This is a genomic window from Streptomyces sp. NPDC055506, assembly GCF_053643595.1.
This window is the reverse complement of the sequence record NZ_JBSHKH010000019.1, coordinates 21788-48228: the sequence shown is the minus strand read 5'-3', so window position 1 is coordinate 48228 and position 26441 is coordinate 21788. Positions and strand designations below refer to the sequence as shown.

Genomic DNA, 26441 nt, shown 5'->3' with positions numbered 1-26441 from the left:
CGAAAGACACAGGCGTCGGCACGGGACGTGCTCGCGAGGGGAATTCAGGCGCGCTGGAGCGACGGTCCCGGGAAAGCCGTCAGCGCGACGGAGAACGTCCGGGACCGGAATTCATGAAGGGAGAGAGCGCGGAAAGCGAGTGGGAGGGTTTCCCTCGGGCGCGCTGCGCTCAGACGCGGCTGCGACAGCAGGAGCTGGAGACACGCGCGAGATCGACGTGGCGTCGCTGCGTGAGTTCCGGTCGCTTCATGTCCACGATCCAACCAAGCGTGGGTCCGGCCGGTCAAGAAGACCCGGTGGTGATTCCACATGGTGAGAGTCGGTATTCACGAGGTTGTGACAGGGATTCCCTTGAACCGGGCTCGTGGGGGACGCAGTCTCCTGTCGTGCGTATAGAACAGCTGGAATACATCGCCGCCGTCACCCGGTTCGGTTCGCTGCGGCGGGCCGCCGAGGAACTCCATCTGTCCCAGCCCGCGTTGAGCGAGACCGTGCGTAATCTGGAGCGGGAGCTCGGTGTGGACCTGCTGGAGCGCAAGCGTTCGGGGGCGAAGGTCAGCGACGAGGGCCGGGAGCTGCTGCCGCACATCATGACGGTGCTGGACGCGGTGGACCGGCTGCGCGGCGCGGCCGGCGACCAGCACCGCGTCAGCCGCATGGTGCGGCTCGGCACGGTCAACACGGCCACCGTTCCGCTGCTCATCCCGACCGTGCGGGAGTTCCGCTCCGCGCACCCGGCCACCCAGGTCGAGGTGGTCGGCGCGCAGCAGGCCGACATCCACCGGGGGCTGCTGGAGGGCGCCTTCGACCTGGGGCTGGTGAACTATCTCCAAGGCGACGACATGCCGCCCGGCTTCGAGACGACCGAGCTGCTGCGCGGGCGGCCGGTGGTGTGCGTACGCCCGGACAGTCCGCTGGCGGCCCTGGAGACGGTGGATGTGGACAGCCTCCTCGCCGAACCGCTCATCGTGATGCGGTCCGGCTATGTCATGCACCGCTACGTCCACCGGCTGCTGCGCGGCCGGACACCGTCCTTCTCGTACTCCACCGACGGTGCCGAGATGGGCAAGCTGATGGTCGCCGAGGGGCTCGGGGCGACGGTGCTGCCCGACTTCAGCGTTCTCGGCGATCCCCTGGAGCGGCGGGGCAGCCTCACCGTACGGCCGCTGGCGGGGGGCGAGACCGACGTGCTGCTGGTGCTGCAGCGCCGCCATGCCGTCTCGGTCCCCCGGGCCGTGCGTGATCTGCACGCGCTGTTCGTACGCAACGCGGACGCGCACCGGGAGTCGTGAGGGCGGCCCTGGCCCGAACGGGTGGTTCCCCCACTCCGTCGGCGTAGGAGGACGCCTCTCGCGGGGCGGCCGGGCGGGGGCGCGCCGGAAGCTCCAAGGAGATGGGAGTCCTCATGCTCCGTACGAATCCGCCCCGCGTCAGCGTGATCATCCCGGCGTACAACTCCATGCCGGAACTGACGAAGTGCGTCACCTCCGTCATGGAGCAGACGCTCGGCCTGGACAGGATCGAGATCATCGCGGTCGACGACGGCTCGACCGACGGCACCGCGGACGAGCTGGACCGGCTCGCGCGCTCCTGCCCCAGCCTGCGCGTCGTGCACCAGCCCAACAGCGGCGGAGCCGGAGGCCCGCGCAACACCGGTCTGGACATGGCGGGCGGGGATTACGTCTTCTTCCTCGACTCCGACGACTACCTGGGCCCCGACGCCCTGCGCCGCATGGTCGCCATGGCGGACGAGAACCGCACCGACGTCGTCCTCGGCAAGATGGTGTCCGTGGGCGGACGTGCCGTGCCGACGGCCGTCTTCTCGCACAACCAGCCCCGGACCGACGTCTTCTCCTCCGCCGCCTACCGCACTCTGGGGTGCTGGAAGCTGTTCCGGCGCTCGCTGATCGAGCGGCTGGACCTGAGGTTCCCGCCGTACCGCAACTGCGAGGACAAGCCGTTCACCGCCGCGGCCTTCCTGAACGCCGACGGCATCTCCGTGGTGGCCGACTACGACTGCTACTACTCACGCAACCGCCAGAACGGCAACAATCTCACCCTCACCGCCGCCGACCTGGTCCACCGTATGGACGGCACCCGGCTGTGCTTCGAGACGGTCGCCCGCTATCTGGAACCCGGCCCGCGCCGGGACCAGATCATGCGCCGCCACGTGGAGTGGGAGCTGTGCGGGCCCTTGCGCGGCCTGCTGCACAAGGAGAACGAAGAGCAGGCACGGGAGCGCTTCTATCCGCAGTTCCGGCACTGGGCGCTGAGTTATGTGACCGACGGTGTCTTCCAGCAGCTCGCCCCGCCGGACCGGCTCATCGTCCACCTGCTGCGCGCGGACCGGTACGAGGACCTCATCACCGTGGCCCGGCACGCCAAGGAGGACGCGGCGCGCGGCAACCTCGTCGACAAGGGCCGCGTCTACTGGTGCCACCCCTTCTTCCGGGACCCGGCGAAGGCGGTCCCGGACACCTGCTTCGACGCCACGGACCGGCTCCCGGTCCGCCATGAACTGGCCGAAGCGGCATGGACGGGCCACGGCGGTGTGCTCCGGCTCGCCGGCCACGCCCGTATCGAGTCCCTCGGCGCGCTCGAATCCTCCACCCGGCTGATCCTGCGCCCGCGTGGCTTCTCACACCCGGACATCCGCGTACCCGTGACCATCTCCACCGCCTCCCACCAGCCCGACGACCAGGCCACCGGCTTCCTCGTCGAGGTGGATCTGAGCACCGTCGACTCGGGGGCACCGCTGGGCACCGGGGTGTGGGACCTCTACCTGGATGTGCGCGCCGAGGGTGTCAGCCGGACCGTCAGACTCCGGCAGGAGCGGACGGACGCGAACGGCGAGAGGACCGCCCCGCCACGGCGCGAAGTCGTGGCCACCACCGCTCGTCCCTTCTTCACTCCGTACGGGAACTTCTCACTGGACATCCGGCGGGCCGAGGACAAGCCGGTCTGCCGCGTGACAGCAATCGCCTGGGACGCGCCCGGCACGCTCGTCGTCAGCGGACGCCTGACCGACGAAGCCGCGGGCCGCCCCGGGCCCCAGGCCCTGCGCGCCGAAGACGACTCGGGCTCGGTGCGAGAGGCGTCCCTGCGATACGCGCCGGACGGCGACGGCACCGGCTTCACCGCCCGTCTGCCGGTCAGGAAACTGCCTCCGGGGCGGTGGACGCTGACCCTCCGTACGGACGAGCCCGACAGCCGGATTCCCGTCCCGCCTCCGAAGGGACTGACCGGCACCCGCTGGTTCCGCGCCGCCCGGCTCGGCCGCCCCTATTACGCCAAGCCACTCCCTCGCGGCTCGAAGGGGGCCGTGGTGCTGCGCGTGGCGCCGGTCGGACTGGTGGCGGCCCTGCGCCGGCGGCTCGGCCGGCACGGATCCGGGTCTCGCCGGTGATGCCGTGCTGATGACCCGTCAGTAGGTCATCTGTCCCGGACTCTTGACTCGTACGGCGGCAGTGGTCATCCTCGTCGCACCATGGGCGAGGTCATGACAATCGGGCTGTCTCTCCCCGGCCCACAAGGCCCAGGACGGCCCGATACCTCGACCCCGCCATCCCGCCGACCGAGGGACGTGGGCTGTGACCAGTTCCGGACGCCCGTACCGCAGACGCAAGAACATCACCGTTGTGTCGCTCCTCCTGCTCGTCCTCTCCGTCGCGCTCGGACCCACACCGAGTTCGGCGGCCGGGACCGACTGGTGGAACCCGACCGCGCGGCCCGCGCCGGACTCCGGGGTCAACGTCACGGGGGCGCCCTTCACCGGCACCAACGACCGGGGCGAGGTGCGCGGCTTCGTCGACGCGCACGACCACATCTTCTCCAACGAGGCCTTCGGCGGCCGTCTGATCTGCGGAAAGCCGTTCTCCGAGCAGGGCGTCGCGGACGCGCTCAAGGACTGTCCCGAGCACTACCCGGACGGCTCGCTCGCGATCTTCGACTTCATCACCAACGGCGGTGACGGCAAGCACGACCCGAACGGCTGGCCCACTTTCAAGGACTGGCCGGCCCACGACTCGCTGACCCACCAGCAGAACTACTACGCCTGGGTGGAGCGGGCCTGGCGCGGCGGCCAGCGGGTGCTGGTGAACGACCTCGTCACCAACGGCGTGATCTGCTCGGTCTACTTCTTCAAGGACCGCGGCTGCGACGAGATGACGTCCATCCGGTTGCAGGCCAAGCTGTCGTACGACATGCAGGCCTACATCGACAAGATCTACGGCGGGCCGGGCAAGGGCTTCTTCCGGATCGTCACCGACAGCGCGCAGGCCCGTCAGGTCGTCGAGCAGGGCAAGCTGGCGGTCGTCCTCGGTGTGGAGACGTCCGAGCCGTTCGGCTGCAAGCAGGTCCTCGACATCGCGCAGTGCAGCAAGGCCGACATCGACAAGGGCCTGGACGAACTGCACGCGCTGGGTGTGCGGAGCATGTTCCTGTGCCACAAGTTCGACAACGCGCTGTGCGGTGTCCGCTTCGACTCGGGCTCGCTCGGAACGGCCATCAACGTCGGGCAGTTCCTGTCGACGGGCACGTACTGGAAGACGGAGAAGTGCACCGGCCCCCAGCACGACAACCCGATCGGCAACGCCTCGGCGGCCGCGGCCGAGAAGAAGCTCCCGGCGGGCGAGGAGGTCCCCTCGTACAGCGCTGACGCCCAGTGCAACGTCAGAGGACTCACCGGGCTCGGCGAGTACGCCGTCCGCGGCATGATGCAACGCGGGATGATGCTGGAGATCGACCATATGAGCGTCAAGGCCACCGGCCGGGTGCTCGACATCTTCGAGGCCGAGTCCTACCCCGGCGTGCTCTCCTCGCACAGCTGGATGGACATGGACTGGACCGAGCGGGTCTACGGTCTCGGCGGCTTCATCGCCCAGTACATGCACGGCTCCGAGGGTTTCATCTCCGAGGCCAAGCGCACGGAGGGCCTGCGCGACAAGTACGGCGTGGGCTACGGGTACGGCACCGACATGAACGGCGTCGGCGGCTGGCCGGGCCCGCGCGGCGCGGACGCCCCGAACAAGGTCACCTACCCCTTCAAGAGCGTCGACGGCGGCTCCGTGATCGACCGGCAGACCACCGGTCAGCGCACCTGGGACCTGAACACCGACGGAGCGGCCCACTACGGCCTCGTCCCGGACTGGATCGAGGACATCCGCCGGGTCGGCGGCCAGGACGTGGTGGACGACCTCTTCCGCGGCGCCGAGTCCTACCTCGACACCTGGGGTGCCTCCGAGAGCCACGAGGCCGGGGCCAATCTCGCGGCCGGCTCCACCGCGTCGGCCAGTTCCTCGGAGTGGAGCCTGTTCACGAGCTACAAACCGCACCGGGCCGTGGACGGCGACGGCGGCACCCGCTGGGCGAGCGACTGGAGTGACGACCAGTGGTATCAGCTCGACCTCGGGTCCACACGCAACGTCGAGCGGGTCACTCTCGACTGGGAGCGCGCCTACGCGAAGTCGTACCGCGTGGAGCTCTCCACGGACGGAGTGAACTGGCGGACCCCCTGGTCCACGACGGCGGGTGACGGTGGCCTGGACACCGCGAGGTTCACCGGCACACCGGCCCGGTACGTACGCGTCCAGGGGCTGGAGCGCGGCACCGGCTGGGGCTACTCCCTCTCCGAGGTCGAAGTCCACGGCGGCTGACACCCACGAGAGGGGTTCCATGGCACGGTTGCCGTCCGCCGAGCGGCGGCGACAGCTCACCGAAGCGGCGATCAGGGCGATGGCCCGGGACGGCGTCCCCAGGACGACGACCCGGTCCATCGCCGCCGAAGCGGGCGTCTCGCTGAGCGTCTTCCATTACTGCTTCGACTCCAAGCAGGAGCTGATCGAGTCCGTCATCACCACCATCACCGGGCACTACGTGACGGTGGTGAAGGAGGCCCTGCGGCCCAGGGCCGGCCTCGAGGAGACCGTACGGGCGGGCTTCCAGGCGTACTGGGAGCACGTCCGCGCCCACCCGGACGAGCACATGCTCACCTATGAGCTCACGCAGTACGCGCTGCGCCAGCCCGGCTTCGAACATCTGGCGCGGCGGCAGTACGAGCTCTACGCCGAGACGTACCTCGAGCTCATCGGCCAGCTGCGGGAGACCATGGGCCTGCGCCTGCGCGTACCCGCCCCCGTCCTGGCGCGCTACCTGGCCGCCATGACCGACGGCCTGACCCTCAACTACCTCGTGCTCGGCGACGACGAGGCCTGGTCGGGCATCCTCGACACGGTCACCGCGCACATCGCCGGCCTGGTGTGCGAGCCCTGAACAGGCGGGATGCGCGTCGGGCTCCTTAGGCTCGAAGGGGACGGGTTCTCCCGGAGGTGACAGTCATGCGAGCCTCGCTGATACAGCTGTCGGTGGACGCGTCGGACGCGGCCGAGGAGCGCCGTCGCAGGGCGTCCTCGCTGGTCCGCGGCCGGACCGGCGACGATCTGGTGGTCCTTCCGGAGCTGTGGACGGCCGGGGCGTGGGCGTACGACGGTTGGGGGCGCGACGCCGAAAGGATCGATGGTCCCACCGCCGAGGCCATGTCCGCCGCGGCGCGCGCGGCCGGGGTCTGGCTGCACGCCGGATCGATCGTCGAACGGGACGCGGACGGGACCCTCTACAACACCGCCCTCCTCTTCGACCGGGCCGGTGACCTGCGCGGTCACTACCGCAAGATCCACCGGTACGGCTTCGACACGGGTGAGGCGACCATGATGGGCGGGGGCGGCGACATCATCACCGTGCCCACCGAATTCGGGGTGATCGGCCTCGCCATCTGCTACGACCTGCGCTTCCCCGAGCTGTTCCGGAGCCTGATCGACGAAGGGGCGGAGCTGATCATCGTCCCGGCCGCCTGGCCGGCGGCCCGGCTCTCCCACTGGCAGCTCCTGACCCGCACCAGAGCCCTGGAGGAGCAGGTCTTCCTGCTGGCCTGCTGCGCCACGGGCACGCATGGCGGTATGCGGCAGGGCGGGCACAGCGTGGCCGTCGACCCCTGGGGGACGGTCCTGGGCGAGGCCGGCACCGCGGCGGAGACGGTGACGGTGGAGGCCGACATGGGCGAGGTCGCCCGGATACGCGCCGAGCTCCCCGTCCTGCGTGATCGCGTCCTCGCCGTGGGGTCCGTCGGCAGCCGGTGACGGTCCGCTTACACGACGCCCTGGGCGATCATCGCCTCGGCGACGCGGAGGAAGCCCGCGGTGTTGGCGCCGAGGACGTAGTCGTCGCCGTCGCCCCCGTAGGTCTCGGCGGAGACACGGCACTGGGCGTGCACCTGTCCCATGATGGTCGCGAGCCGGTCCTCCGTCCGCTCGAAGGTCCAGCTGTCGCGTGCGGCGTTCTGCTGCATTTCCAGCGCGGAGGTCGCGACCCCGCCCGCGTTGGCCGCCTTGCCGGGGGCGAAGAGGATCCGTGCCTCGCGGAACACCTCGATCGCCTCGGGCGTGCAGGGCATGTTCGCGCCCTCGGCCACGGCGAGCACGCCGTTCTTCACCAGCGCCACGGCGTCCTGAGGGCCCAGCTCGTTCTGGGTCGCGCACGGCAGGGCGATGTCGCACGGCACGTCGTACACCGACCCGCGGGCGGAGAACCGGGCGGCCGGCTTCGCCTCGGCGTAGGCGGAGACCCGGGCCCGGCGCACCTCCTTGATCTCCTTGAGCAGGTCCAGGTCGAGGCCGTCCTCGTCGACCAGGTACCCGGAGGAGTCGGAGCAGGCCACCACGCGGCCGCCCAGGGCGTGGACCTTCTCGGCGGCGTAGACGGCGACGTTTCCCGAACCGGAGACCACGACCCGGCGTCCGTCGAAGTCCTGGCCTCGGGTGGCGAGCATCGCCTGGGCGAAGTACACCGCTCCGTAGCCGGTGGCCTCGGTGCGGGCGTGCGAACCGCCCCAGCCGACCGGCTTGCCGGTCAGGACACCGGCCTCGTAGCGGTTGGTGATCCGCTTGTACTGGCCGAAGAGGTAGCCGATCTCGCGGCCGCCCACCCCGATGTCCCCGGCGGGCACGTCCGTGTGCTCGCCGAGGTGGCGGTACAGCTCCGTCATGAACGCCTGGCAGAAGCGCATGACCTCGCCGTCCGAGCGGCCCTTGGGGTCGAAGTCCGACCCGCCCTTGCCGCCGCCGATCGCCATGCCGGTCAGCGCGTTCTTGAAGACCTGCTCGAAGCCGAGGAACTTGACGATGCCCAGGTTGACGCTGGGATGGAAGCGCAGGCCTCCCTTGTACGGCCCCAGCGCGCTGTTGAACTCCACCCTGAAACCGCGGTTGACCCGTACCGTGCCCTGGTCGTCCACCCACGGGACCCGGAACATCAGCTGCCGCTCGGGCTCGCAGAGCCGCTCCACGATCCGGGCCTCGGCGTACTCCGGGTGGGCCCGGAGCACGGGGCCCATGGCGTGCAGGACTTCGTGTGCCGCCTGGTGGAACTCCGTTTCCCCGGGGTCCCGTCGGCGGAGGGTGTCGTAGACGGCCTCGATGTGGGCGCTGACGTCCATGCGTGCGGTGTCTCCGTTCCGGTGCGGCCGGTCAGTCGGACTGTGGCTCTTCCGCCGCCGCCCAGCCGATCAGGGCGCCGCGCAGTGCGGCCACCAGGCGGCCGGCGGCCTCGTCCTCGGTGCGGCCGCTCTTGATGAGGTCGAGGATGTCGCGCGGGTCGAACAGCGCGTTCCACAGATAGAGGGCTTCGTCGCCGAGGTCCTCGATGCCGAGTTCCTCGGTGGTCTGCCGCAGCGGTTCGGCGAGCGCTTCGGCCTGCGGGGTGAGGTAGCCGGTTCCTTCGCGCAGGCGCTCGAGATAGCCGCGGTGCGAACGCATCTGGGCCATCGCGCCGCCGTGTTCGAGGACGAGGGAGACCCAGTGCCGGGAGACCGCTTCGAGTTTCGCCATGCCGCGGGTGGTCTGCCGGGCGCTGAAGTCCCGCAGTTCGGAGCCCACTTGGGCGCGGAAGGCGTGCAGCACCTCCTCGACGGAGGAGAAGTGGCGGTAGGCCGTCGCGGTGGACACCTCGGCGTGCTTGGCGATCTCGGCGAGGCTGACGGGCGTGGGCGAGTTCTCGAACAGTCGCGCGGCCGCCTTGATGAGGTGCCTGCGGTTGCGCTCGGTGTCACTGCGCATGGGTCGATTCCTCGTCGTGTACGGGACGGTGCTCATCGCAGGGCCGAAAGACCGGCGGCCAGGCGGCGGACACCCTCGGTGATGGACTGCGGGCTGGCAGCGTACGACAGCCTCAGGTGCCCCTCACCCCGCGCTCCGAACTCGCTCCCGGGCCGGACGGCGACGCCGTGCTGTGTGCGCAGCGCCGCCACGACCTCCACGGACGGCAGATCGATGTCGTAGCGCGGGAATTGGTAGAAGGCGCCTTCCGGTGCGCTGAGGGTGAGGCCGGGGATCGCGGACAGTTCCCTGCGCATGAGCTCGCCGCGCTCCTGGTACGCGGCGCGCATGCGGGTGACGTCGTCGTCGCAGCTCTCCACCGCGACCAGCGCGGCGTCCTGGATGACGGTGTTGACGGAGCCGTTGAAGGTGTTGTGGATGCGCGCGGCCGCCTGGATGAGCGGCGACGGACCCCAGAGGTAGCCGACGCGCCAGCCGGTCATCGCGTAGCTCTTGGAGAAGGTCTGGCAGTAGACGGTCCGCTCGCGCAGGCCGTCGACGGAGAGCGCCGAGGTGAAGGGGCGGCCGGTGTAGTCGAGGTCGGAGTACGCCTCGTCGGAGATGACGATGGTGGGGGTGCCGTCGAGCAGGGCGGCGAGCGCCTCGAGTTCCTCCCGGCCGTGGACGATGCCGGTCGGGTTGACGGGGTTGCAGAAGACGAAGAGCTTGGCGCCGGTGAGGGCGTCGGCGAGCCGGTCGAGGTCCCAGTGCAGGTCGGGTGCGAGCGGGACGGGGACGACGGTGCCGCCGGCCATCGCGACCAGGTCGCCGTAGAGGGAGTAGGTGGGGTCGGGGACGACCACCTTGTCCCCGGGGTCGACCAGGGACAGGATCGACGCGGCCAGCCCGGCGGTGCCGCCCTGGGTGATCAGGATGTCGCCGGCGGAGGCCGGGGTCCCGGCGGTGGCGGTCAGCTTCGCGGCGAGGGCCTCGCGCAGGGCTGGCTCGCCGAGCAGCGGTGAGTAGTGGGTGCGGCCGGCGCGCAGCGCGGCGTGAGCTGCCTCGGTCACGCGCTCGGGTGTGTCGAAGTCGGGTTCGCCCATCGCGAGGGAGACGAGGTCGGACCGGGACTGCGGCTGCTGCGTCCGGCGGGAGGCGGCCGCGATCCGGGCGACGGCGGCGGCGGTGCCGGACAGGGGCGGCTGTGTGGTGATGGTGGGCGGCATGCGCTCCTCCTGGAAACGGGGTGGTCAGGCCTGCGGTGCGGCGTCGGCGGGGGCGCCCGCCCGGCGGCTGATCTCGAGGTCGGCGGAGACGTCGCGCTGGCGGGTCGGGGCGACGACGATCTCCTGGAGGACGACGCGTTGGGGCAGGGCGACGGCCAGGCGGATGGCCTCGGCCACGTCCTCGGGCTGCACCATGCCGGCGCGCTCCTCCGGCGCCGGGGGCCGGGCGCGGTTGTCGAGGATGGGCGTGTCCGCTTCGCCCGGCAGCACGGTGATCGCGCGCAGGCCCTGGTTGCGGAACGTGTTGTGCAGGAAGGTCATGAAGTTGCGTACGCCCGCCTTGGCCGCGCCGTAGGCGGCGCCGCCGAGCAGGTTGGGGTTGACCGCTGCGAGCGAGGAGACGGTGACGATGGTCCCGGCGCCGCGGTCGAGCATGTCGGGCAGGACGGCCTGGGTGAGCTGGAAGACGGCGGTGAGGTTCACGTCGAGGACCTGGCGCCACTCCTCGTGCGGGAGCCACTGCGGGTTGAGCACCGACGAGGAACTCCCCGCGTTGTTGACGAGGATGTCGACCGGGCCGAGTTCGCTGCGCACCCGGTCGAGGACGCGGGTCACGTCGTCCGCGCGGGTGATGTCCGCGGCGAGGGCGAGAGCGGTCCCGCCGTCGGCGCGGATGGTGGCGGCGACCTGGTCGAGGGCCTCCTGTCTGCGGCCGATCAGCACCACGGCGGCACCGTCCCGGGCGAGCAGTCGCGCGGTCTCGAGGCCCATTCCGCTGCCGGCTCCCGTGATGAGCGCGGTCGTGCCGGTCGATGTGGTCACCGTTTCTCCTCCATCGGTGACATGAGAGTCACCTTACATATGAGAATAGATTCTCAGATTGTCTGGGGCAAGGGCGCGGGGAATCCGAGTGCGCCGAATGCCTCGGCAGCCGCCCGTCCGAGCGCGCGGATCTCGGACTCGCGGTCCGTGAACCGGCGCAGTGAGGTCTCGCGGTCGATCCAGCGGAACCGGAGTTCCCGCCCCGGCCCGGCCTGCCCGAGCAGGGGCAGGGACGCCCGCGCGGCGACGCCGACGATGGGATAGCCGGCGGTCAGGCTCCGGTAGCGGCCGAGGACGATCAGCTCGTCCGCGTGCGGGATCTGCAGCGCCCCGATGGGCACGCCGTGCGACACGATCTCGGTGTCGGTGTCCGGGTGGAGCACCGGTCCGTCGAGCCTGAGCCCGACATGGTTGGAGCGCGGTGTGACGACGTAGGTCGCCTCCTCGATCACCTCGCGGACCCCCGCGATGGTCCGCATGCCGGGGGTGGGGACGACGTCGACGATCCACGGTCCGTCGTCGAAGCGCGGGACGGGCACGGGGAGCCGGAACAGCTGCGCCTCGAACGGCCGGTGCCTGAACCCCCGGAACGCCGTCTCCAGCAGGACAGGCGCTCCTGGCACCACGGCCTGCCCGAATCCCATCCGGGCGTCCGGGGCGGCACTGCCCAGCAGCTTCTCCGTGCTCAGCGTGCCGTTCACCGCCAGATAGGTGCGGGTCCCCAGGCTCATGTCCCCCCGGATCCGCACCTCGTGGCCCGCGGGCACGACCAGCGGCGACCAGGTGTCGGCGGGCGAGCCCGCGACGGTGACCCGGGCGGGCACACCGGTCACCGCGAGCAGCACATCGGCGTCGGGCACCAGGGCCAGCTCGCCGCCCAGGTTCTCCAGCAGGGTCGCGCCACGGGGGTTGCCCACGAGGAGGTTGGCCACGGCCGCCGAGTGCTGGTCGGCCGCTCCCCCGGTCGGAACGCCCCGCTGTTCCGTGCCGCTCCGCCCGAGGTCCTGGAACGTGGTGATCCATCCGGTGCCGGTGAAGTCGAGCGTCACGGTCGTCATACGGCCACCTCCGTCGGCAGCAGAAAGCCCTCGCCCAGCGCCTCGGCCTCGTCCCGCGTGACGGGGACGAAGCGCACGACGTCGCCGGTGCCGAACGACACGGGGTCCGGGCGGGAGATGTCGACAATGGTGTGCGGCGTACGCCCGACCACCCGCCAGCCGGTCGGGCCGGGGAACGGCTGGATGATCGCGTTGGTCCCGGCGATCATGACAGCGCCGGGGGCGACGTCCGTGCGCGGCTCGGCCCGCCGGCGCACCGGCCGGGGCACCTTGAGCCCGTCCATCATCGGAGCCATCGCCGCGCCGAGGAGGCAGATGGTGAAGGTGGACCGGGCGATCGCCTCGACCACATCGGTGGTGGCCAGGCCGAGTTCCTCGGCGACGGACACCAGGTCGGGGCCGGTGTCGTCGTCGAAGACCACGGGGATGTCGAACGTCCGCACCTGCCGTGAGCGGGCAGGGCCGTCCGTGGGTGACGGCGCCCACCGCGCCACGAGCCGCGCCGCGTACTCCACGTGCTCGAGCGCGGTCAGCAGCGGGTCGAACTCGATGAGCAGGGATTCGAGACCGGAGACGACGTCCAGCACACCGTGCGGGCGGTGCGCCAGGAAGCGGTCGCGGAACGCCACGATCCCGGCCCTACGGATGGCCTGGTCGGCATGCGGGATGGTCACCATCACCGCCGAGTCGCCGTAGGGCTCGACGGTGAGGGCGCCGTACTGTGCTGTGGTCATCACCTGGTGCGCCCCGCCCTCAGCCGGCGAGCGCGACCTCCGCCTTCTGCGCCAGGACCTCGCGCAGGCCGCCCACCCGGATGCCCGCCTTGTCGAGCGCGGCGCGCAGCGCGGTGCCGTTGGCGAGGACGGACGGGTGGTCGCCGTGCAGCAACAGGACGTCGGCGTCGTGGCCCAGCGGGACCACGTTGCCGTCGACCGAACGCACCGTCCCCTCCTGTACGACCTGGGCCGAGCGCTCACCGATCAGCTCCGGGTCGTGGATGAGACCGCCTTCGTGCGAGCGCGGCACGGGCATGCCGTCGTCGCCGTAGCCGCGGTCGGCGAGGAACACGTAGCCGACCTCCAGGCCGCGCTTGCGGGACTCCTCCGCGAGCAGTCCGCGCTGGCAGATGACGATGTAGTCGGTGTTGTACGCGGCGATCGCGTCGGTGATGGCACGGGCGTGCTTGGCGTCGGTCTGCGCGATCGAGCCCATCCGGCCGTGCGGGGCGACATGGCTGATGGTGCCGCCGTGCACCCGGGCGAAGGCGTCCAGGGCGCCGAGCTGGTAGAGGACGTCGGTGCGGATCTCCTCTTCGGTCGCCTCGATGAGCCGGCGGCCGAAGCCGACCAGGTCGGGGTAGCCGGGGTGGGCGCCCAGTTCGATGCCGCGCGCGACGCAGTCGGAGACGGTCCGGTCCATGATGCGCGGGTCACCGGCGTGGAAGCCGCAGGCGATGTTCGACGAGGTGACCAGGCCGAGCAGGGCGCCGTCGTCTCCGATCGTGTAGTTGCCGAAGCTCTCGCCGAGGTCGGCGACGACGGCTACGGAGTTGATTCCCATGGTGTCTCTCCTCGTGGGGGGATGATTCAGCGGGCCGCGAGGGGCTGGCCCTTGGTCTCGCGCAGGAAGGCGATCGTGACCAGGGTGATCAGGGCGGTGATGATGGAGGCGAACGCCGGGACGAGGTTGGAGCCGGTCGACTCGATCAGCTCGGTCATCACCAGCGGGGCGCTGCCGCCGAAGATGATCGTCGAGAGGCTGAAGCCGATGCTGTAGGCGGAGTAGCGCACGGTGGTCGGGAACATCTCGGCGAGCATGGTGTGCACGACGGCGGCGTGCCCGGAGAAGGCGATCGCGAGGACGACGGTGCCGATGCAGGCCAGTCCGAACTCGCCGGTGGTGATGAGCCGGAACATCGGGTACGAGACGGCGGCCATGGCGACGGCCGAGCCGGCGAGGACCGGCTTGCGGCCGATCCGGTCCGACAGACGGGCCATGAGCGGGATACAGACGACGATGGCGACCAGGCTGACCGCGGTGACGGTGAGCGCCCGCAGCATCGAGAAGTTGTGCTCGCCGAGCGAGGTCTTCAAGTAGGTCGGCATGTAGACGAAGAGCAGGTAGTAGCCGGGTCCGTTGAGGGCCGGGAGGAAGATCGTGAGGACGATCGCCCGCAGATGGCGCCGGTTGGTGAAGGCCTCACGGAGCGGGTTGCGCACGACGGTGTTCTGCTCGCGCAGCGCCTTGAAGTGCGGGGTCTCCTCCAGTCGGCGGCGGATGTAGAAGCCGACGTAGCCGAGCGGGACGGCGAGCAGGAACGGCACCCGCCACGCCCAGGAGGTCATGGAGTCGTCGCCGAGGGTCGTGATGAGGACGGCGGAGAAGGCGCTGCCGAACATCAGGGCGACGAAGGAGCCGACGGCGATGAAGCTCATCATGTAGTTGCGGCGGGCGTCCGGCGCGTACTCGCCGACGAAGGACATGGCACCGGCCACCTCGCCGCCGGCGGAGAAGCCCTGCAGCACCCGGAGGAGTACCAGGAGGACGGGTGCGGCTACGCCTATGACGGCGTGGGAGGGGATGAGGCCGATGGCCGCGGTGGCGGCGGAGATCAGCACCAGGAGGGCCGCGAGAAGCCCCTTGCGCCCGATCTTGTCGCCGAGATAGCCGCAGATCACGCTGCCGAACGGGCGGGCGACGAAGCTGACCAGGAAGCCGACGTTGGTGAGGAAGAGACCTCCGGCCTCGGCCTCTCCCATGATGTTGATCGCGAGATAGGTGACGAGCAGGCCGTAGATGCCGTAGTCGTACCACTCGACGAAGGAGCCGATCGAGCCCGCGACGGTGGCCTTGCGGACGACCTTGCGGTTGGCGGAGACGACGTCGACCGCTGCCGCGCCGGGCGTCTGTGACGATGCCTCGTCACGGTCTGAGGGGATGTCGAGCCGATCTGACGTTGTCATACGCGTTCACTTTCGGTGTCGCGGACTCCGGGGACGGTGTCCTGAGGATCGTGCGCCGAGGTGCGCCCACGGAGGTGGGGGCCAGGAGGGGAAAGCGGTGACAGTGCCTCAGGGGGCGGGAGACTGCGGCACTGTTCGAAGGCGGCCCGCGCCTGAGCAGGGCGGGCGGAAGCGTCACGGTGGAAGACCGCGGAACAGCGCCGGAACCGAGTTGCGACTGGAATCGCGAATGAGAATAGGTTCGCATTCTCGGCGGGTCAAGGATGTGTTCACCCTCTCGTCGAACTCTCGCCCTTCCCGATGCGCCCCGCTTCGGCCACCCCTTGTGCCGCACGGTCGATGGATGCACACTGACTGACGCGAAACGCGAAAGGTTTCGCATTTTCTGGAAGGACTCTGCGATGACCCAGGACAACGTGCGCGTCAACACGGCGTGGGAACGCGTCGACGAGCAGGTGCTCAAGCGGTTCCGCGCCCACTCCGTGGCCAACCTCGGCGACGCCCTCGACCGGCTGAACATCGTCGACGGAGGCATCGCCCCCATCTGGAACGGCGCCGCGGCCGTCGGCACGGCGCTCCCGGTCCTCACCGTCGCGGGCGACAACAAAGCCGTGATCGAGGCGCTCGAGCACATCCGCCCCGGCGATGTCCTCGTCATCAACGCCTTCGGCTACGACGGCCGCGCGATCATCGGCGACAACCTCGCCCAGCGGTTCGCCGTGCACGGTGCCGCCGGAGCGGTCGTCGACGGCTATGTGCGCGACGCCGCGATCATCGAACGACTCGGAGTCCCGGTCTTCGCGCGGGGACTGACTCCCGCCGGGCCCTTCAAGAACGGCCCGGGCACGATCGGCGAGGCCGTGGCCATCGGCGGTGTCGTGGTGAACCCGGGCGACATCGTCGCCGCCGACGGGGACGGCGTCATCGTCATCCCGCCGCACCGCGCCGAGGAGGCGCTCCGGGCCGTGGAGGAGATCGTCGCCCGCGAGGCGGCACTCGACGCCGAGGTCGAGGCGCTGCGCGCACAGGCCGCCGCCCGGTGACCGGCCGGGACCAGGTGCCGGGCCGCCTCCGCGTCGCCGTCGCCGCCCCGCTGTCCGAGGAGAACGGCGCGCTCGTCCGGCGGCTGGAACCGCGGATCGACCTCGTGGTCGACCACTCCCTGCTGCCCCCGATGCGCTGGCCCGCGGACTTCTCGGGCGATCCGGACTGGCGGCGCACCGCCGAGCAGCAGCGCGCGTACGAGGCGGCGATCGACTCGGCCGACGCCCTGTACGGGATCCCCGACGTGGACCCGGCCGCCCTGGCCCGCGCCGTCCGGGCCAACCCGCGCCTTCGCTGGGTGCACACCATGGCCGCGGGCGGAGGCGGCCAGGTCAAGGCCGCCGGACTGAACACCGAAGAGCTCGGCCGGGTCCTCTTCACCACCTCGGCCGGGGTGCACGGGCGGCCGCTCGCCGAGTTCGCCGTCTTCGGTGTGCTCGCGGGAGCCAAGGACCTGCCCCGCCTCAACCGCCAGCAGCGCGACCGCGAATGGAGCGGACGCTGGACGATGGGGCAGGTGAGCCGGCAGACCGTTCTCGTTCTCGGCCTGGGCGGAATCGGCCGGGCCGTGGCCACCGCACTGCACGCGCTGGGCGCGACGGTCATCGGGACGAGCAGAAGGGACGTCACCGTCCCGGGTGTCTCCGCCGTGGTGCGTCCCGACCGCATCACCGAGGTGGCTCCCACCGTGGACGCCGTGGTCAACACGCTCCCCGGAACCGAAGCGACCGAACACCTTCTCGGCAAGCGGTTCTTCGACGCCCTGCGGCCCGGGGCCACGCTGGTCAACGTGGGCCGCGGCACCGTCGTGGACGAGGCAGCCCTCTCCGACGCGCTCGACTCCGGGCGGGTCGGCTTCGCCGCGCTGGACGTCTTCGAGACGGAGCCGCTGCCGGCCGGCAGTCCGCTCTGGCACCACGACCGGGTGCTGGTGAGCCCGCACACCGCCGCGCTCGACGCCTCCGAGGACCGCCTCATCGCCGAACTCTTCGCCGCCAACGCCACCCGGCTCCTCGACGGACAGGATCTGGTCAACCGCGTGAACACCGTCGAGTTCTACTGAGCGGGGGCGCGCTCCGCGCGGGAAGTGGGTACCGGCGCAGCAGTGTGAAGCGAGCAGGACCCGCCCCGATGCGGATGGTGGGCGGGCCCTGCTCGTGCGGACCATTGTCGGGATCGTGGACCGGCTGGGCCATGAGTGTGATGCGTCGGTGTGCGCGCGGCGCGCACACCCCGTGCGCGCGGCGCCACCTCACATGGCAGGGCCCATCCGGGGTAGGCCGTGTGTGTGACCCCGGGTTATCCCGGTCGGCCTGCGGTGACGATACTGGCAGGCGCACCTGCCCCCACCTCACAGATGGACCCATGCCGATCTCCTCCACCGTCCGCCCCCAGACGCCCGCCACGGTGTGGCTGGCGCGCGGCCGTCATGCCTCCGGCGCCGCGGAAGACGTGCTCCGGCGCTCGCTCCAGCAGCGCAAGGACAGTCAGGACATCGACGACTTTCTGGAGTTGCCCGAGGCCGAGACCGGCCCGTCGGAGCGGGTCTTCGAGGCCCGCTGGCAGGTCGGTGACGGGGTGACCGTGCGGGCCCGGCTGAGTGTGACGCCCGGTCCGGACGGCGCGGGACAGGAGTGGATCCTGGTCGCGGAGGCCGAGCAGCCGTGGAGCGACGACTGGCCGTCGCCGACCGGCTTGTTCTGGCCACAGGAGCCGGAGACCGCCTGGGACCAGGACGCCGCCACGGAGCTGTCCCTGCGGGAGATCAATCCGCTCCCCCAGGACGACAAGGAGACCAAGCGCCTGCTCCGGAACGCGGTGCGCGGCGGATGGCACATCCACGTGGTCGTCCACGAGGCAATGACCGCGGACGAGAAGGGCCGCATGCCGGTGGCCCGGTGGCTGCCGCCGGGCCTGCGGCACCGGGTGGTGGAGCACCGCGCCCTCCCGCAGCAGTCGCGGGGTCTCAACTGGGCCCTGCGGGACTCCGGCGTCCAGGTGCCGCGCGGCGGCGCCGTGGTGCTGCCCGGGACCCCGGCGCCGGAGGGTTACGACGCCGGGGACTTCTCCGTCCGAGCGGTCTTCCTCGACGGCTCGGAGCCGGCCGCCCTCGTCGAGGCGGTGAAGCGGTTCGCCGCGCTGCCGAGGCCCCTGCCCGACGGCGCCGAGAAGGCCCTGACCGCGCTGCGGGAGGACTGGCACCTGCTGAATCTCCAGGAGGAGCTGGACCGCCAGCGCGGTCTGGTGGCCATGTACGCCGACGCACTGGAGGCCATGACGAAGTCGCGTGATCTGTACCGGGAGGCGGCCGAGCGCGCCCACGAGGCGCTGACCGCCTACCAGGAGTCCGACGGCGCTGCTCCGGCGCGGCAGCAGCCCTCCGGCGCTCCCGCCGGGTCGCCGCTGCAGCAGCTCACACGGACGTTCGAACGCTTCAAGCCCAAATCCCAGCGGCCCGTGACCCCGTCCCGGGACGAGCACTAGAAGCCCTTCCTCGCGGGGCGCACGTGTCAGTCGTGGCCAGGTGGATACGCGGTCCGTACGGCAGTACGGCCCGCCCGGGAAGGCCTCCACGACATGGGCAACGACCAGTACCAATCGGAGACGACTCTCCGCGTCAACGGCAAGCCCCACACAGTCACCGTCGACCACCGGCGGGTCCTGCTCGACCTCCTGCGGGAGGATCTCGGCCTCACCGGCGCCAAGAAGGGCTGCGACCACGGCCAGTGCGGCGCCTGTACGGTCCTGGTGGACGGGCGGCGCGTCAACAGCTGTCTGCTGTTCGCGGTCGCCCTGGACGGCAGCGAGGTCACCACGATCGAGGGCCTGTCCGGCGACGGTGAGCAGCCGCACCCGCTGCAACAGGCCTTTCTGGAGCGCGACGCCTTCCAGTGCGGCTACTGCACCCCGGGCCAGATCTGCTCCGCGGCCGGTGTGCTCGCCGAGGCGGCGGCCGGTCACCCCTCGCACGTCACCGACCCGGCGACGCCCTCCGGTGAGCCGGTGCCGCTGGGCCGGGAGGAGATCCGGGAGCGGCTGAGCGGCAATCTGTGCCGGTGCGGCGCGTATCCACGGATCGCCGAGGCGGTCGAGGACGTGATCCGGTGAAGGAGTTCGCGTACGTCCGTGCCGGGAGCGTGGAGGAGGCGACCTCCGCGTACGCCTCCCACGCCGGTGCCCGCTATCTGGGCGGCGGCACCAACCTCGTCGATCTGATGAAGCTCGGCGTCGAGCGGCCCGCCGCCCTCATCGACGTCACCCGGCTGCCGCTGGACTCCGTGGAGGAGCTGCCGGACGGTGCGCTGCGGATCGGGGCGATGGTCCGCAACAGCGACCTCGCCGCCCACCCCCTCGTACGGGACCGGTACCCGGCGCTGTCGCAGGCGGTGCTCGCGGGTGCCTCGGGACAGTTGCGCAACGCGGCGACGACCGGCGGAAATCTGCTCCAGCGCACCCGGTGCCCGTACTTCCAGGACCTGTCGAAGCCGTGCAACAAGCGCGAGCCGGGCAGCGGCTGCGGCGCGCGGGACGGTGTCCACCGCGATCACGCGGTGCTCGGTCACTCCGCGTACTGCATCGCCACCCATCCGTCGGACATGGCGGTGGCGCTGGCCGCTCTGGACGGGCGTGTCGAGCTGTACGGGCCGGAGGGCGCCCGGAGTGTCGCGGCGGCGGACTTCCACCGGCTGCCCGGAGACCGGCCCGAGCTGGACACCGAGATCCGCCCCGGTGAGCTGGTCACCGGTGTGGTGCTGCCGGCCGCCACGGCCGGGCTGCCGTCGGCGTACCGCAAGGCCCGCGACCGGGCCTCGTACGCCTTCGCTCTCGCGTCCGTCGCGGTGGTGCTTCGGGTGTCGGACGGTGTGGTCGGTCATGCCGGGCTGGCCTTCGGGGCGCTGGCGCACCGGCCCTGGCGGGCCCGGCAGGCGGAGGAAGCGCTGCTGGGCGCGGCTCCGACCGCCGCCGCGTTCGAGCACGCCGTCGACCTCGAACTGTCCGCCGCGCAGCCGCTGCGGGACAACGCCTACAAGGTGCCGCTGGCCCGCAATCTCGCCGTGGACGTGCTGTCCCGGCTCGCGGACCCGGCCCTCACGAGGAGGACTCCATGACCGGCAGCGTGGGCGCTCCCGCCGAGCGCCGGGAGGGACGGGAGAAGGTCAGCGGGACCGCCCGCTACGCCGCCGAGTACCACTCCCCCGGCCGGGCCCAGACCTGGCCCGTGCCGGCGACCGTCGCCCGGGGGCGGGTGACCGGCGTCGACACGGCGGCGGCCCTGGCCGTGCCCGGTGTCCTCGATGTCCTCACCCACGAGAACGCGCCGCGGCTCGCCGAGCCGGACGATCCGACGCTCGCCGTGCTCCAGAACCCCCGGGTTCCGCACCGGGGCTGGTTCGTGGCCCTGGTGGTGGCCGAGACCCTGGAGGCGGCCAGGGCCGGTGCCGCGGCGGTCCGCGTCGCCTACGACGCCGAGGAACACGACGTGGAGCTCACCGCCTCGCACCCGGGCGTGTACGTACCCGAGGAGGCCAACGGCGGTCATCCGGCCGTCCGTGAACAGGGCGACCCCGACAGGGCCTTCGGGTCCTCGGCCGCCCGGGTCGACGTCGGGTACCGGGTGCCGCCGCTGCACAACCACCCCATGGAACCGCACGCCAGCACCGCCCGCTGGGACGACGGCCGGCTGACCGTGCATACCTCCAGCCAGGGCGCCGGTGCCGTACAGGCCGTGCTCGCCGGGCTGTTCGAGATGCCGAAGGAGCGGATCGTCGTCACCGCCGAGCACGTCGGCGGCGGCTTCGGGTCCAAGGGCACGCCACGGCCCGACGTGGTGCTCGCCGCGATGGCGGCCCGGCAGACCGGGCGGGCGGTCACCGTGGCGCTCCCCCGACGGTATCTGCCGGCCGTCGTCGGGCACCGCGCTCCCACCCTGCACCGGCTGCGGCTCGGTGCCGACACGGACGGGCGTCTCGCCTGCGTCGTGCACGAGGTCACCACCCACACCTCGCGCATCAAGGAGTTCGTGGAGCAGGCGGCGGTGCCCGCGCGCGTGATGTACGCCGCGCCCCACAGCCGTACGGTGCACCGGGTCGCGGCGCTGGACGTGCCCTCGCCGTCGTGGATGCGGGCGCCGGGCGAGGCTCCGGGGATGTACGCGCTGGAGTCCGCCATGGACGAACTCGCCGGCGAGCTGGGCTTGGACCCGGTCGAGCTGCGGGTCCGCAACGAGCCGGACGTCGAACCCGACAGCGGCAAGCCGTTCAGCAGCAGGCACCTGGTCGAGTGTCTGCGCGAGGGTGCCCGGCGCTTCGGGTGGGCCGGGCGCGATCCCCTCCCGGGCTCCCGCCGGGAAGGGCCGCTGCTGCTGGGGACGGGGGTGGCGGCGGCGACGTATCCCGTCATGGTGTGGCCCGCCACTGCGTCGGCCCGCGCGCTGCCCGACGGGACGTTCCTGGTGCGGATCAACGCCACCGACATCGGTACCGGGGCCAGGACCGTGCTCGCACAGGTCGGCGCCGACGCCCTCGGGGTGCCGCTGGAGCGGGTGCGGACGGAGGTCGGCAGCAGTGAGCTCCCGTCCGCGCCGCTGGCCGGCGGCTCGTCCGGTACCGCCTCCTGGGGCTGGGCGGTCCATGAGGCGTGCGCCCTGCTGGCGCGGCGGCTGGCCGAGCATTCGGGCCCGCTGCCCGTGGAGGGCCTCGACGTCCGTGCGGACACCAGGGGCGCGGCGGACGCCGAGAGCGCCTGGGCCCGGCACGCCTTCGGGGCGCACTTCGCCGAGGTCGCGGTGGACACGGTCACCGGCGAGGTCCGGGTCGGCCGGCTGCTCGGTGTGTACGCCGCCGGGCGCGTCCTCAACGCCCGCACGGCGCGCTCCCAGTTCGTCGGCGGCATGACGATGGGGTTGGGCATGGCGCTGACCGAGGGCAGCACGATGGACGCCGCGTTCGGGGACTTCACCGAGTCGGATCTGGCGTCGTACCACGTGCCCGTGCACGCCGATGTCGGCGAGATCGAGGCGCACTGGCTCGACGAGGACGATTCCCGTCTCAACCCGATGGGCAGCAAGGGTATCGGGGAGATCGGCATCGTCGGGACGGCCGCGGCGATCGGCAACGCCGTGCACCACGCCACGGGCGTCCGCTTCAGGGAACTCCCGCTGACGCCGGACCGGGTGCTGGCCGGGCTGCTCGATCGCCGAGGGACGAACGACGTCCGGACCGGACCCGCTGCGAGCGGATCCGGTCCGGTGCGGGACGCGTAGACGTCACTCCGCCATACTGCGTGCCTCGGTCGCCGGCAGTGGTGACCACTGTCCGCTCACGAGGGGCGCCACCGCGCGGAAGACCAGCGCGACGAGGGCCAGCAGCGCCGTGCACACGGCGGCACCGGCGGCGAACCACGGCGGGGCGAGCGCGAGGTCCACGGCCCGGGTGAGGGACGCCGACGGGAAGGAACTCCCGTACGCCTGGGCCCCGGCCAGCACCGTGGGTACCACCACCGCCCCGACCAGTACCGGCACGACGGGGCGCAGGGCCAGCAGCAGCGCCAGCACCGTGCAGAGCACGGACAGGCCGAGAGCTATGGCGTGCAGGTCCAGGGACGCTCCGCCGCGCTGCAGCGGGAAGTGGGCCACGGCGCACACGGCCAGGGCCAGGGCCGTGAGCCAACTCGACCACGCCATGGACCTGGTGAGCCGCTCCGTCGCGCGGTCGCGGTCCGACGGTGAGGAGTCGAGGGTCCGGCGGGTCTCGCGGCGCCTGGCCGGGCGGACGGGCGTCAGGGGCTGCGTGGTCTCGGCCTCGGGAGGCGTGGCGCCGGTCGGCACACGGCCGTTGCGGTCCAGCCGCTCCAGGCCGAGACGGTCGATCAGCTCGACCAGCTCCCCGACGGACCGGCCGGTGGCGGCCGCGCGGAGTGCCTCCTCGCGGACGTGGGGCATGTGCGGCTCTTTGTGCAGCAGGGTCACCAGCCGGGTCACTTCCTCCACCGGCCGGTGGGCGGCCGCGGCCCGGATCGCCTCGTCCGCGCTGTCGGCGTCCCGCGGGGGCTTCGTCAGCAGGGCGATCATCCGGCTCACGTCCTCCACGCGCCGCTCCACGCCGGCCGTGCGAAGTGCGTCGACCATCGCCTCGGCATGGTCAGGCGACTTCCCGAGCGAGGTGATGAGGGCGACGACCTCCTCCAGAGGCCGGTCGACCACGGCGGCGTGCACCAGGTCGCTGACCGCGTCACCGTACGGCGCGGGGGCCGGCCCCGTTCCGGGCCGCAGTTCCACCTGGTTGTCGTCCAGCGAACGGACCACGAACGGCCGCGCACCCGACTGCTCCGCCTCACCCGCCGCGTCGGCCCGGTCCGGGCCGGGCCCGGGGAGCCGGGCGGGCGACGGGTCCGGCTGGTCCTTGCCAAGAGCCGCGGACGGCCGGGCGGGTTGGGCGGACGGCGGGCTCACCGGGTTCGGGCGAGGGCCCGCGGGCGCGGCCGAGGGCCGATCCGCCTGATACGCCCCTGAGCCGGCCGACTCGGCGGACGGCGGGCTCACCGCGTTCGAACGGGACGCCGCGGGCTCCGCCGACGGCCGGTCCGCCTGCTGCGGCCCCAAGTCAGCCGGTTGGGCAGACGACGTGCTCACCGGGTTCGGGCGAGGGCCCGCGGGCGCGGCCGAAGGCCGAACCGCCTGATACGCCCCTGAGCCGGCCGACTCGGCGGACGACGGGCTCACCGGGTTCGGGCGAGGGCTCGCGGGTTCGGCCGACGGCCGGTTCGCCTCGTCCGGGGCGAGCGCGACCGGGCGCGCGGGCTCCGGGGCCGCGCGGTCGGGGCCGCGGACGGCAGACCGCTCGGTCGTGGTGCCCGAACCAGGGGCGGCGGGGCGGTCGAAGGCCACCTCCGCCTCGATCGAGGCCGAGGTCACCCCCCGCGCGGGCTCCTGGTCCGCCGGGGCCACAACGGGGGCGGCGGGCCGGGCGGCCTCGTCCACGCCGGAGACAGCCGACCGCGCCGGAACCGCCCCGTTTACGACAGGGGCGACAGGCCCGGCAGACGACAGGGCCACCTCGTCCACGCCAGAAGCGGGCGGCGGTGCCGACACCTGCTCCGCCCCGTTCACGGAAGGAGCATCGGTAAGGGCGGACAACACAGTCGGCTCCGTGCCCGGCGGGCCCGCCGGGTGGGACTCGGCGGGAGGCTCGGTGCCCGCATGGTACGTCTCGTGCGAGGGCGCGGCGGGCTGCGTGCTCGTCTGCTCCACCTGGTACCCGCCGGTGGCGGCGGTGGTCTCGGCGGACGGCTGGGCGGACCCGTTCGACTCGCCGGTTATGGCGGACCCGTTCGAGCGGGGTGATGAAGAGCAGGTGGTCATACTCGCCTCCATGGGAAGAGTGCGGCCGCTCCTGCGCCCCCCGTCGTGTGACGAGCGACGTTACGCTGACCATTACTAGGCGCCCCCTTCACCCCGTGCCACTCGTGTGAGCCACCGGGATGACCACCCGCACGGGAAAATCCGCCGACTCGCCGACATGTCGGGCCCCGGCCGCAATACAGCCGCCGGAAACGGGAATCCAGGTAAGGACACCCCGTGTCGCGGCACGCCAGGAGGAGGGCAACCCGTGGATACGACCACAACGGTGATCATCCTGGCCGCGATTCTCGCGGCCGTCGTCCTCGTCCTCGCCGTCCGTATCTTCCTGAGACTGGTCCGGACCCGGCGCGACCTGCGGAACGCGGGCCTGCCCACCGGGCCGCGCTGGGTCTTCTGGGGCGCGGTTCTCTATTTCGTCCTGCCTGCCGACGTGCTGCCGGACCCGGTGTACCTCGACGACATCGGTGTCCTGCTGCTCGCTCTGCGTACCGTCCGCGGCTCCCTCGGCGAGCGGAATCGCAGGACGACACGCCGACCCGACCACGAACCCGCCCAATAACTACGGAGAGTAAGGAAACCAACCACCCGTTCGATTCGTATAAGTCTCTGGAAGCCGAAACAAGCGAGCGGCCGGGGGGCCGCGCTCAGACCAACGCTTGATCGGCGCAGTACCGACGAGGGAGAGACGATGCAACCGTTCGCGCTCAACTACGCGCGCCCGGCAGTGGAGTTGGAAGCTGCTATTCCGTATGTGTACGACACCGGACTGCAGTTGAACGTGCTCCTCGACGGCCGAATCGCGGCCAGCGACTTCGGCCTGTTGAGAGAGGTGGGCACCACGACGTCCACCGCAGGCTCCAAGACACACTTCGACGACTGATCACGGGCCGCCGAAGATGACCGTACTGATCCTCACCTGTGAGGAGGACGTGACCGCGGACATGGTGGTCGTGCACCTGAACGCGACGGGGGTTCCGGTGGTCCGGGTCGATCCCGCCGACCTGACCGGCGGTGTCGCGCTCTCCGGTGAGTTCGTACACGGCCGTTTCCGTGGCCATCTGTCCGCCGGGGGGCGGCTGGTGAGCATCGGGGGACTGCGCTCGGTCTGGGTGCGCCGGCCCGGCCCTCCGGCCGGGCGGGCGGCCCAGCCGTCCGCGTGGCTGACCGAGGAGGCCGCTCAGGCGCTCTACGGCATGCTGCGGGGCTCGGACGCGCGCTGGATGAACCACCCGGACGCGGCCCGCCGGGCCCGGCACAAGCCGTGGCAGCTGCGCCTCGCCCAGCGGTGCGGCCTGCCCGTGCCGGCGACGCTGATCACGACCTTCCCGCGGGCCGCCCGCGAGTTCGCCGAGCGCTACCCGGACCTGGTGGTCAAGCCGGTGTCGGGCGCGCATCCGCAGGACCCGCCCCGGGCGGTGCCGACCAGCCGGGTGGCGCCCGACACCGACTTCTCCGCCGTCGCGTTCGGGCCGACGCTGTTGCAGCGGCGGGTCGCCAAGCGGGCCGACATCCGTCTCACCGTCGTCGGCGAGCAGCCGTTGGCCGCCCGCAAGGCGACCGCCGCGGACGCGGACCCGGACGACGTCGACGTGCGCTTCGCCGCGCCCGGCTCGCCGTGGCGCCCCACCGATGTGCCGTCGTGCATCGCGGCGGGTGTCCAGGCGTACCTGCGTGAGGCCGAACTGGCCTACGGTGCCTTCGACTTCGTCGAGGACGCGGACGGGACCTGGTGGTTCCTGGAGTGCAACCAGTCGGGGCAGTTCGGGTTCGTCGAGGTGGAGACGGGTCAGCCGATCGCCCGCACCATCGCGGAGTGGCTGGCCCGCCCGGTCCCCGGGGAGTCGCCGCATGTCAACGGCTCGAGCACGACGGTCCGTTGAGCA

Annotated in this window: 24 protein-coding genes; 14 read left to right on the top strand and 10 right to left on the bottom strand. The window is 71.6% G+C overall.

Annotation, left to right across the window (positions count from 1 at the left end; translation table 11 throughout):
- Positions 1-169 precede the first annotated feature (169 nt).
- A complete protein-coding gene (locus tag ACWIF2_RS10345; protein ID WP_454359757.1) occupies positions 170-250 on the bottom strand; it encodes a putative leader peptide in 81 nt (26 codons plus the stop codon).
- Positions 251-386: 136 nt separating this feature from the next.
- Here ACWIF2_RS10345 and ACWIF2_RS10340 point away from each other — a divergent pair, with 136 nt between their 5' ends.
- From ACWIF2_RS10340 to ACWIF2_RS10320, 5 genes are all read left to right on the top strand, one after another.
- Positions 387-1292 carry a LysR family transcriptional regulator gene (locus ACWIF2_RS10340; RefSeq protein ID WP_454359721.1) on the top strand — a complete coding sequence of 302 codons (906 nt, stop codon included), beginning with the start codon at positions 387-389 and terminating at the stop codon, positions 1290-1292.
- 113 nt (positions 1293-1405) lie between these two features.
- On the top strand, positions 1406-3406 hold the full coding sequence (locus tag ACWIF2_RS10335) for a glycosyltransferase family 2 protein (protein WP_454359720.1): 2001 nt from the start codon (positions 1406-1408) through the stop codon (positions 3404-3406).
- A gap of 184 nt (positions 3407-3590) precedes the next feature.
- A complete protein-coding gene (locus tag ACWIF2_RS10330; protein WP_454359719.1) occupies positions 3591-5654 on the top strand; it encodes a discoidin domain-containing protein in 2064 nt (687 codons plus the stop codon).
- Between the two features lie 19 nt (positions 5655-5673).
- Positions 5674-6270: a TetR/AcrR family transcriptional regulator gene (locus tag ACWIF2_RS10325; protein ID WP_454359718.1), complete on the top strand. Its 597-nt coding sequence runs from the start codon at positions 5674-5676 to the stop codon at positions 6268-6270.
- Positions 6271-6335: 65 nt separating this feature from the next.
- Complete coding sequence (locus ACWIF2_RS10320) at positions 6336-7133, top strand: nitrilase-related carbon-nitrogen hydrolase (protein WP_454359717.1); 798 nt, start codon at positions 6336-6338, stop codon at positions 7131-7133.
- Between the two features lie 8 nt (positions 7134-7141).
- On the opposite strand, the gene gdhA is transcribed toward ACWIF2_RS10320, so the two are convergent.
- The 8 genes from gdhA to ACWIF2_RS10280 are packed head-to-tail and all read right to left on the bottom strand — an operon-like array spanning position 7142 to position 15155.
- Complete coding sequence (gdhA, locus tag ACWIF2_RS10315) at positions 7142-8488, bottom strand: NADP-specific glutamate dehydrogenase (protein ID WP_454359716.1); 1347 nt, start codon at positions 8486-8488, stop codon at positions 7142-7144.
- Positions 8489-8519: 31 nt separating this feature from the next.
- Positions 8520-9107, bottom strand: coding sequence for a TetR/AcrR family transcriptional regulator (locus ACWIF2_RS10310; protein WP_454359715.1), 588 nt, complete (start codon positions 9105-9107; stop codon positions 8520-8522).
- Between the two features lie 32 nt (positions 9108-9139).
- Positions 9140-10312 (bottom strand): pyridoxal phosphate-dependent aminotransferase, encoded by a 1173-nt coding sequence (locus tag ACWIF2_RS10305; protein WP_454359714.1) that lies wholly within the window; start codon positions 10310-10312, stop codon positions 9140-9142.
- 24 nt (positions 10313-10336) lie between these two features.
- Positions 10337-11134: an SDR family oxidoreductase gene (locus tag ACWIF2_RS10300; protein WP_454359713.1), complete on the bottom strand. Its 798-nt coding sequence runs from the start codon at positions 11132-11134 to the stop codon at positions 10337-10339.
- Positions 11135-11187: 53 nt separating this feature from the next.
- Positions 11188-12192 carry a 5-oxoprolinase subunit C family protein gene (locus ACWIF2_RS10295; protein ID WP_454359712.1) on the bottom strand — a complete coding sequence of 335 codons (1005 nt, stop codon included), beginning with the start codon at positions 12190-12192 and terminating at the stop codon, positions 11188-11190.
- Entirely contained in the window at positions 12189-12926 is a 738-nt protein-coding gene (locus tag ACWIF2_RS10290; protein ID WP_454359711.1) for a 5-oxoprolinase subunit B family protein, read from the bottom strand. The genes ACWIF2_RS10295 and ACWIF2_RS10290 overlap by 4 nt, the downstream gene beginning before the upstream one ends.
- 19 nt (positions 12927-12945) lie before the next feature.
- Positions 12946-13752 carry a LamB/YcsF family protein gene (locus tag ACWIF2_RS10285; RefSeq protein WP_454359710.1) on the bottom strand — a complete coding sequence of 269 codons (807 nt, stop codon included), beginning with the start codon at positions 13750-13752 and terminating at the stop codon, positions 12946-12948.
- A 26-nt stretch (positions 13753-13778) separates the two neighbouring features.
- Positions 13779-15155, bottom strand: a complete 1377-nt coding sequence (locus ACWIF2_RS10280; RefSeq protein ID WP_454359709.1) for an MFS transporter — start codon at positions 15153-15155, stop codon at positions 13779-13781.
- Between the two features lie 401 nt (positions 15156-15556).
- Here ACWIF2_RS10280 and ACWIF2_RS10275 point away from each other — a divergent pair, with 401 nt between their 5' ends.
- The 6 genes from ACWIF2_RS10275 to ACWIF2_RS10250 all read left to right on the top strand — a co-directional run bounded on the left by ACWIF2_RS10275 (position 15557) and on the right by ACWIF2_RS10250 (position 22461).
- A complete protein-coding gene (locus ACWIF2_RS10275; RefSeq protein WP_382484491.1) occupies positions 15557-16198 on the top strand; it encodes an RraA family protein in 642 nt (213 codons plus the stop codon).
- The gene (locus ACWIF2_RS10270; RefSeq protein ID WP_454359708.1) at positions 16195-17262 is read left to right on the top strand and encodes a D-2-hydroxyacid dehydrogenase; all 1068 of its coding nucleotides are present in this window, start codon (positions 16195-16197) and stop codon (positions 17260-17262) included. The genes ACWIF2_RS10275 and ACWIF2_RS10270 overlap by 4 nt, the downstream gene beginning before the upstream one ends.
- 302 nt (positions 17263-17564) lie before the next feature.
- Positions 17565-18683 (top strand): hypothetical protein, encoded by a 1119-nt coding sequence (locus ACWIF2_RS10265; protein WP_454359707.1) that lies wholly within the window; start codon positions 17565-17567, stop codon positions 18681-18683.
- Between the two features lie 93 nt (positions 18684-18776).
- Positions 18777-19307, top strand: coding sequence for a (2Fe-2S)-binding protein (locus tag ACWIF2_RS10260; protein ID WP_454359706.1), 531 nt, complete (start codon positions 18777-18779; stop codon positions 19305-19307).
- The gene (locus tag ACWIF2_RS10255) at positions 19304-20308 is read left to right on the top strand and encodes an FAD binding domain-containing protein (protein WP_454359705.1); all 1005 of its coding nucleotides are present in this window, start codon (positions 19304-19306) and stop codon (positions 20306-20308) included. Before ACWIF2_RS10260 ends, ACWIF2_RS10255 begins: the two co-directional genes overlap by 4 nt.
- Complete coding sequence (locus ACWIF2_RS10250; RefSeq protein WP_454359704.1) at positions 20305-22461, top strand: xanthine dehydrogenase family protein molybdopterin-binding subunit; 2157 nt, start codon at positions 20305-20307, stop codon at positions 22459-22461. Before ACWIF2_RS10255 ends, ACWIF2_RS10250 begins: the two co-directional genes overlap by 4 nt.
- Before the next feature lie 3 nt (positions 22462-22464).
- Here ACWIF2_RS10250 and ACWIF2_RS10245 read toward each other — a convergent pair whose 3' ends face one another.
- A complete protein-coding gene (locus tag ACWIF2_RS10245; protein ID WP_454359703.1) occupies positions 22465-23649 on the bottom strand; it encodes a hypothetical protein in 1185 nt (394 codons plus the stop codon).
- A gap of 1156 nt (positions 23650-24805) precedes the next feature.
- On the opposite strand from ACWIF2_RS10245, the gene ACWIF2_RS10240 reads away from it, so the two are divergent.
- The 3 genes from ACWIF2_RS10240 (at position 24806) to tgmB (ending at position 26438) form a co-directional block, all read left to right on the top strand.
- The gene (locus ACWIF2_RS10240) at positions 24806-25117 is read left to right on the top strand and encodes a YkvA family protein (RefSeq protein ID WP_454359702.1); all 312 of its coding nucleotides are present in this window, start codon (positions 24806-24808) and stop codon (positions 25115-25117) included.
- A 129-nt stretch (positions 25118-25246) separates the two neighbouring features.
- Entirely contained in the window at positions 25247-25438 is a 192-nt protein-coding gene (gene tgmA, locus ACWIF2_RS10235) for a putative ATP-grasp-modified RiPP (RefSeq protein ID WP_184586832.1), read from the top strand.
- 16 nt (positions 25439-25454) lie between these two features.
- Complete coding sequence (gene tgmB / locus ACWIF2_RS10230) at positions 25455-26438, top strand: ATP-grasp ribosomal peptide maturase (RefSeq protein ID WP_454359701.1); 984 nt, start codon at positions 25455-25457, stop codon at positions 26436-26438.
- The last annotated feature ends 3 nt before the right edge of the window (positions 26439-26441 follow it).

What these genes read in the sequence shown, in the direction of transcription:
- ACWIF2_RS10325 (WP_454359718.1), top strand. Translation starts at nt 5,674, where the DNA reads ATGGCACGGTTGCCGTCCGCCGAGCGGCGGCGACAGCTCACCGAAGCG.
- ACWIF2_RS10305 (WP_454359714.1), bottom strand. Translation starts at nt 10,312, where the DNA reads ATGCCGCCCACCATCACCACACAGCCGCCCCTGTCCGGCACCGCCGCC.
- ACWIF2_RS10290 (WP_454359711.1), bottom strand. Translation starts at nt 12,926, where the DNA reads ATGACCACAGCACAGTACGGCGCCCTCACCGTCGAGCCCTACGGCGAC.
- ACWIF2_RS10260 (WP_454359706.1), top strand. Translation starts at nt 18,777, where the DNA reads ATGGGCAACGACCAGTACCAATCGGAGACGACTCTCCGCGTCAACGGC.
- ACWIF2_RS10275 (WP_382484491.1), top strand. Translation starts at nt 15,557, where the DNA reads ATGACCCAGGACAACGTGCGCGTCAACACGGCGTGGGAACGCGTCGAC.
- ACWIF2_RS10335 (WP_454359720.1), top strand. Translation starts at nt 1,406, where the DNA reads ATGCTCCGTACGAATCCGCCCCGCGTCAGCGTGATCATCCCGGCGTAC.
- ACWIF2_RS10320 (WP_454359717.1), top strand. Translation starts at nt 6,336, where the DNA reads ATGCGAGCCTCGCTGATACAGCTGTCGGTGGACGCGTCGGACGCGGCC.
- ACWIF2_RS10265 (WP_454359707.1), top strand. Translation starts at nt 17,565, where the DNA reads ATGCCGATCTCCTCCACCGTCCGCCCCCAGACGCCCGCCACGGTGTGG.
- tgmB (WP_454359701.1), top strand. Translation starts at nt 25,455, where the DNA reads ATGACCGTACTGATCCTCACCTGTGAGGAGGACGTGACCGCGGACATG.
- ACWIF2_RS10285 (WP_454359710.1), bottom strand. Translation starts at nt 13,752, where the DNA reads ATGGGAATCAACTCCGTAGCCGTCGTCGCCGACCTCGGCGAGAGCTTC.
- gdhA (WP_454359716.1), bottom strand. Translation starts at nt 8,488, where the DNA reads ATGGACGTCAGCGCCCACATCGAGGCCGTCTACGACACCCTCCGCCGA.
- ACWIF2_RS10250 (WP_454359704.1), top strand. Translation starts at nt 20,305, where the DNA reads ATGACCGGCAGCGTGGGCGCTCCCGCCGAGCGCCGGGAGGGACGGGAG.
- ACWIF2_RS10345 (WP_454359757.1), bottom strand. Translation starts at nt 250, where the DNA reads ATGAAGCGACCGGAACTCACGCAGCGACGCCACGTCGATCTCGCGCGT.
- ACWIF2_RS10295 (WP_454359712.1), bottom strand. Translation starts at nt 12,192, where the DNA reads ATGACGACCGTGACGCTCGACTTCACCGGCACCGGATGGATCACCACG.
- ACWIF2_RS10310 (WP_454359715.1), bottom strand. Translation starts at nt 9,107, where the DNA reads ATGCGCAGTGACACCGAGCGCAACCGCAGGCACCTCATCAAGGCGGCC.
- ACWIF2_RS10280 (WP_454359709.1), bottom strand. Translation starts at nt 15,155, where the DNA reads ATGACAACGTCAGATCGGCTCGACATCCCCTCAGACCGTGACGAGGCA.
- tgmA (WP_184586832.1), top strand. Translation starts at nt 25,247, where the DNA reads ATGCAACCGTTCGCGCTCAACTACGCGCGCCCGGCAGTGGAGTTGGAA.